The sequence below is a fragment of the Aldersonia kunmingensis genome (assembly GCF_001646865.1).
GTDB lineage: Bacteria > Actinomycetota > Actinomycetes > Mycobacteriales > Mycobacteriaceae > Aldersonia > Aldersonia kunmingensis.
In genome coordinates this window covers 1-4944 of sequence record NZ_LRRB01000150.1, presented here as the reverse complement: position 1 = coordinate 4944, position 4944 = coordinate 1, and the positions used below count along the sequence as shown (strand labels likewise).

The window sequence follows — 4944 nt, the reverse complement described above, 5'->3', positions numbered from 1 at the left end:
CCCTCTTGCGGTCGAGGACGGTCATGGCCAGCAGCGTGACGAGCGCGATGAGCATCAGCAACGTCGCGGCCGAGTAAGCGCCGAAGGTGTTGTGGTCGTCGATGTAGCGCGAATGCACCAGCAGGGTCAACGTCTGGGAGACACCGGGGAATCCCGAGGAGACCATGATGACCGCGCCGAACTCGCCGAGCGAACGCGCCACGGTGAGCACGACACCGTAGGTCAGGCCCCAGCGGATCGCCGGCAGCGTGACGCGCCAGAACGTCTGCCAGTTCGAGGCGCCGAGTGTGGCGGCCGCCTGTTCCTGTTCCTCACCGATCTCGTGCAGCACGGGTTCCACCTCGCGCACCACGAACGGAAGTGTCACGAAGATGGTCGCGAGCACCATGCCGGGTAGACCGAAGATGATCTTGAATCCCGCGTTGTCGAGACCGCCGAACCAGCCGCCCGCGCCCCACAGCAGGATCAGCGAGACACCCACGACGATCGGCGACACCGCGAACGGCAGATCGACGACGCCCTGCATGAATGACCGGCCCGGGAATCGGCCGCGCACGAGCGCGAGGGCGGTGAGCACGCCGAAGATCACGTTGATCGGCACGACGATCGCCACGATCAAAAGCGAAAGCTGCAGCGCCGAAATGGCTGCAGGCGTGGTGATCGAGTCGATGAACGCGCCGATACCGCGTTCGAAGGTGCGAAACAGGATCAGCCCGACGGGCACGACCAGCAGCACGAACAGGTATCCAAGCGCGACATATCTCAGCGTCAGCTTGGAGGGAGTGGACAGGTTCATTGTTGCCTCTGCTCCCGTCGCATCGTGCGCTCCGCGAACAGGCGTAGCACGAGCAGCGTCACGAAGGCGATCGCGAGCAGCGCGACCGACTCGGCCGCCGCGTTCACCGGGCGGTCGATCTCGATCTGCTGCTGGATGTGCTGGGACAGCATCTGCGTGACCCGCGGGATATTGCCGCCGATCAGCACCACCGAGCCGTACTCACCGATCGCGCGGGCGAACGCCAGCCCCGCGCCGCTGATGATGGACGGACCAAGCGTCGGCAGGATGATCCTGCGGAACGTGGTCCAGTTATTCGCGCCGAGCGAGGCGGCGGCTTGTTCCACCTCGCGGTCCAATTCGATGAGCACCGGCTGCACCGAGCGCACGACGAAAGGAAGCGTGACGAAGGCCAGAGCCACGATGAGACCGGGCTGGGTGGCATTCAGGTGAATGTTCACCGGGCTGTCCGGGCCATACAGCGACAGCAGCACGATGCTGGCGACGATCGTCGGCAGCGCGAACGGCAGGTCGATGATCGAGTTGACGATCCGCTTGCCGGGGAATTCGTCGCGGACGAGCACCCAGGCGATCAGGGTGCCCATCACGACATTGATAAGCGCGACGATGACGGACACCGTCACCGTGACCCGCAGCGACGCGAGCGCCGAGGGTGCGGTGACGGCGTCCCAGAAACCGGACCAGCCGTCCTCGAAGGAGGTGACCGTCAGTGCCGCGAGCGGCAGCAGCACGATCACCGTTAGCCAGAGCATCGCCACGCCGATCCCGAGCGGACCGATGGTCCCAGTCACCTGGAACCGTCGGCGCCCCCGGTTGCGTGGCGGCGGCGGCGCGGACGGGACGGGGAGGTTGGCTCCCGTCCCGGCCACGGCCGGCTGTGTCGTCGTCACGGTCTTCTAACTTCTCTCGCTGTTACTTGGTGGCGTTGTCGTAGATTACGGCGACGGAACCAGTGTCCTTGGCAAACAGTTCGGCGTCGACCTTCTTCCAGCCACCCAGGTCCGCGATGGTCCACAGCTTCTGCGGGGCCGGGAACTGGCTGGCAAACTGCTCGCCCACCGCCGGGTCGACCGGACGGAAGCCGGCCTCGGCCCACAGCTTCTGAGCCTCATCGGTGAACAGGTAGTCGCGGAAAGCGGTCGCCTTCTCCAGGTTCTTGCTCGTGTTGATCACCGCGACCGGGTTCTCGATCTTGAACGTGACCGGCGGCGTGACGTGCTCGACCGGGTCACCGTTCTTCTCGGCGAACAGCGCCTCGTTTTCGTAGCTGAGCAGGACGTCGCCCGTGCCCTGCAGGAACGTCTCGGTGGCTTCCCGACCGGACTTCGGCTGCACCTTGACGTGCTCGCCGATCAGCTTGTTCAGGTAGTCGAGGCCGGCCTGTGGGTTCGCGCCGCCGTCGCTCTTCGCCGCGTAGGGCGCGAGCAGGTTCCACTTGGCCGAGCCCGAGCTGAACGGGTTCGGGGTCACAACCTCGAGGCCGGGCTGCAGCAGGTCGTCCCAGTCCTTGATGTTCTTGGGGTTGCCCTTGCGGACTACGACGGTCACGACCGAGCCGAACGGGATGCCCTTGTCCGCGCCGGAGTTCCAGTCCGCGTCGACCAGGCCCGCGTCGACGAGGCGGGTGATGTCCGGCTCGACAGAGAAGTTGACGACATCGGCTTCCGCGCCGTCCTTGACCTTGCGGGACTGATCGCCCGAGGCGCCGTAGGACTGCTGGAACGTGACGCCCTTGCCCTCCTCGGTGGCGTTGAAGGCCGGGATGACCTTGTCGAAGCCCGGCTTCGGCACGGCGTACGCGTAAAGGTTGAGGGTGCCGCCCTCGCCGGAGGATGCGTTCTCCTCGCCGACGACGTCGCTCGAGCCACCGCCGCACGCGGTGAGCGCAAGCACGCCCACAAGTGCGGAGGCAATAGCGACGGAACGAAGACCACGTTTCATGGGGAATGGACCCTTCTGATCAAACAAATGGAAAAACCGGCGAGATACGCCGGCGACAATGCGGGCGTGGCAGGCTGCTCACGTTTGGGGGCGCGGGAGAATGCGCCACCCGAGCATTCGATCAGCGACAGGCGATGTCGGCGACAGCAAGCATGCCGACAGCGATCAACGCCAACCTGTGGCGGACCTGTGAAACGGCGCTTGCAGTCACGAGGCGAGACAATATCAGAGGGCACTGCCCCCGGCAGAACTCGCTACGGCTATCTGAAACACAGACGCGTCAACGGGTGAGCAGCCACGCCGCGACGACGAGAACCAGCAGAACGATGAGGGCGAGCGTGACCCGCGACTGCGGCATCAGCGCTGACCTTCCACACGCACCGGAGCATCGTCGCCACGGCGGCCGATGAGCCGCAACACGGCATTCACGACGGTGTCGAGACCAAATGCGAGAACGAAGCTGACCGGCACCAGCACGAGGACCAGCACCACGAACTGCGGAAGGAACGGCAAACCTGCCACCCAGAGTTCGATGGCATCCCACCAGCTGCCGATTCGTTGCATGGCGCCAGCCTATCCGGTGCGCACGGGCGGGCCGCCCCACTGCCTTCGGGCGGGCCGCCCCACTGCCTTCGGGCGGAACACCCCACTGCCTTCGGTGCTGCGTTTGTGTGGACGGAATGCGGTACCGGGCAGATGATTGATTGCTATGGCGTCACTCGACGATCGGACTGTTCTACCGGCAGACGACGACGTGGTCGTATCACCGCCCCTTGCGCCGCCTTCAACCGACGGAGCACCGTCGGTCGAGGACCCACACACGCCCGAGGCGATGCACGGCGGAGCCCTCGCATCCCTGTCTCGCCACAGCACCTTCCCGCCGATCGATGACTACGCGTTTCTGTCCGACTGCGAGACCAACTGCCTCATCGCGCGAAACGGGTCCGTCGAGTGGATGTGCGTACCGCGGCCGGACTCACCCAGTGTTTTCGGATCGATCCTCGATCGCAGCGCGGGCCATTTCCGGATCGGCCCGTACGGGCAGAACGTGCCCGCCGCGCGGCGGTATCTGCCCGGCGGAGTGATCGTCGAAACCACGTGGCAGACCGACACCGGCTGGTTGATCGTGCGGGACGCACTCGTGCTCGGTCCCTGGCACAACACCGCAGAGCGTTCACGGACGCACCGCCGCACGCCGTGGGACTGGGACGCCGAGCACATGTTGCTGCGCACTGTGAAATGCGTGAGCGGTGTCGTCGAGTTGGAGATGAGCTGCGAGCCCGCCTTCGACTACCACCGTGCGCCGGCACGCTGGGAGTACACCGGCAAGGTGTACGAGCAGGCCACCGCGACGTGCGATCCCGCGGACGGCTTCGCACCTACCCTGCGACTGACCACCGACCTACGACTCGGCCTCGAGGGCCGCGAAGCGCGGGCGCGGACCCGGATGACCCAGGGCGACAAGGTGTACGTCGCGCTGTCGTGGGGCGAGTGGGCACCACCGCGCAACTGGGACGAGGCGTCGGACAAGATGTGGCAGACCGCCGAGTGTTGGCGGCAGTGGATCACCATCGGCAAGTTCCCCGATCACCCGTGGCGCGGCTACCTGCAACGCAGCGCGCTCACACTCAAGGGACTGACCTACGCGCCAACCGGTGCGCTCATGGCCGCTGCCACCACGTCGTTGCCGGAAACCCCTGGCGGCGAACGCAACTGGGACTACCGCTATGCATGGGTGCGCGACTCCACGTTCGCGCTGTGGGGCCTGTACACGCTCGGTCTCGACCGCGAGGCCAATGACTTCTTCGCATTCATGAGCGATGTATCCCAGCGCGACAAGAAGCCAGTACCGCTCCAGGTGCTGTACGGCATCGGCGGCGAGATGACGCTCGAGGAATCCGAACTCGACCACCTCTCCGGGTACGACGGCGCGCGGCCGGTGCGGATCGGAAACGGCGCCTATAACCAGGCCCAGCACGACATTTGGGGCACCATGCTGGACTCGGTCTACCTGCACGTGCGTTCGCGCGAGCAGGTGCCGGAATCGTTGTGGCCGCTGCTCAAGCGCCAAGTGGAAGAGGCGATCAAGCATTGGCGCCAGCCCGACCGCGGCATCTGGGAGGTGCGCGGCGAGCCGCAGCATTTCACCTCGTCGAAGGTCATGTGCTGGGTTGCGCTCGACCGCGGCGTCAAACTCGCCACCCTGC

The 4944-nt window shown here is 65.7% G+C and carries 6 protein-coding genes; 1 reads left to right on the top strand and 5 read right to left on the bottom strand.

Going from position 1 to position 4944, the window contains the following annotated elements:
* From cysW to A8G08_RS11440, 5 genes are all read right to left on the bottom strand, one after another.
* Positions 1 to 796, bottom strand: a 796-nt coding sequence (cysW, locus tag A8G08_RS11455) for a sulfate ABC transporter permease subunit CysW (RefSeq protein ID WP_068273833.1), incomplete at its 3' end; no start/stop codon positions are given.
* Positions 793 to 1686: a sulfate ABC transporter permease subunit CysT gene (cysT, locus tag A8G08_RS11450; RefSeq protein ID WP_169823295.1), complete on the bottom strand. Its 894-nt coding sequence runs from the start codon at positions 1684 to 1686 to the stop codon at positions 793 to 795. The genes cysW and cysT, both read right to left, overlap by 4 nt.
* Before the next feature lie 22 nt (positions 1687 to 1708).
* Complete coding sequence (locus tag A8G08_RS11445) at positions 1709 to 2737, bottom strand: sulfate ABC transporter substrate-binding protein (RefSeq protein ID WP_068273830.1); 1029 nt, start codon at positions 2735 to 2737, stop codon at positions 1709 to 1711.
* A gap of 121 nt (positions 2738 to 2858) precedes the next feature.
* Positions 2859 to 2948, bottom strand: a complete 90-nt coding sequence (locus tag A8G08_RS28455) for an Ms4533A family Cys-rich leader peptide (protein WP_425394550.1) — start codon at positions 2946 to 2948, stop codon at positions 2859 to 2861.
* Between the two features lie 146 nt (positions 2949 to 3094).
* Positions 3095 to 3301, bottom strand: coding sequence for a hypothetical protein (locus A8G08_RS11440; RefSeq protein ID WP_068273828.1), 207 nt, complete (start codon positions 3299 to 3301; stop codon positions 3095 to 3097).
* Between the two features lie 268 nt (positions 3302 to 3569).
* Here A8G08_RS11440 and A8G08_RS11435 point away from each other — a divergent pair.
* The coding region (locus A8G08_RS11435; protein WP_245672785.1) for a glycoside hydrolase family 15 protein at positions 3570 to 4944 on the top strand (1375 nt) is incomplete at its 3' end.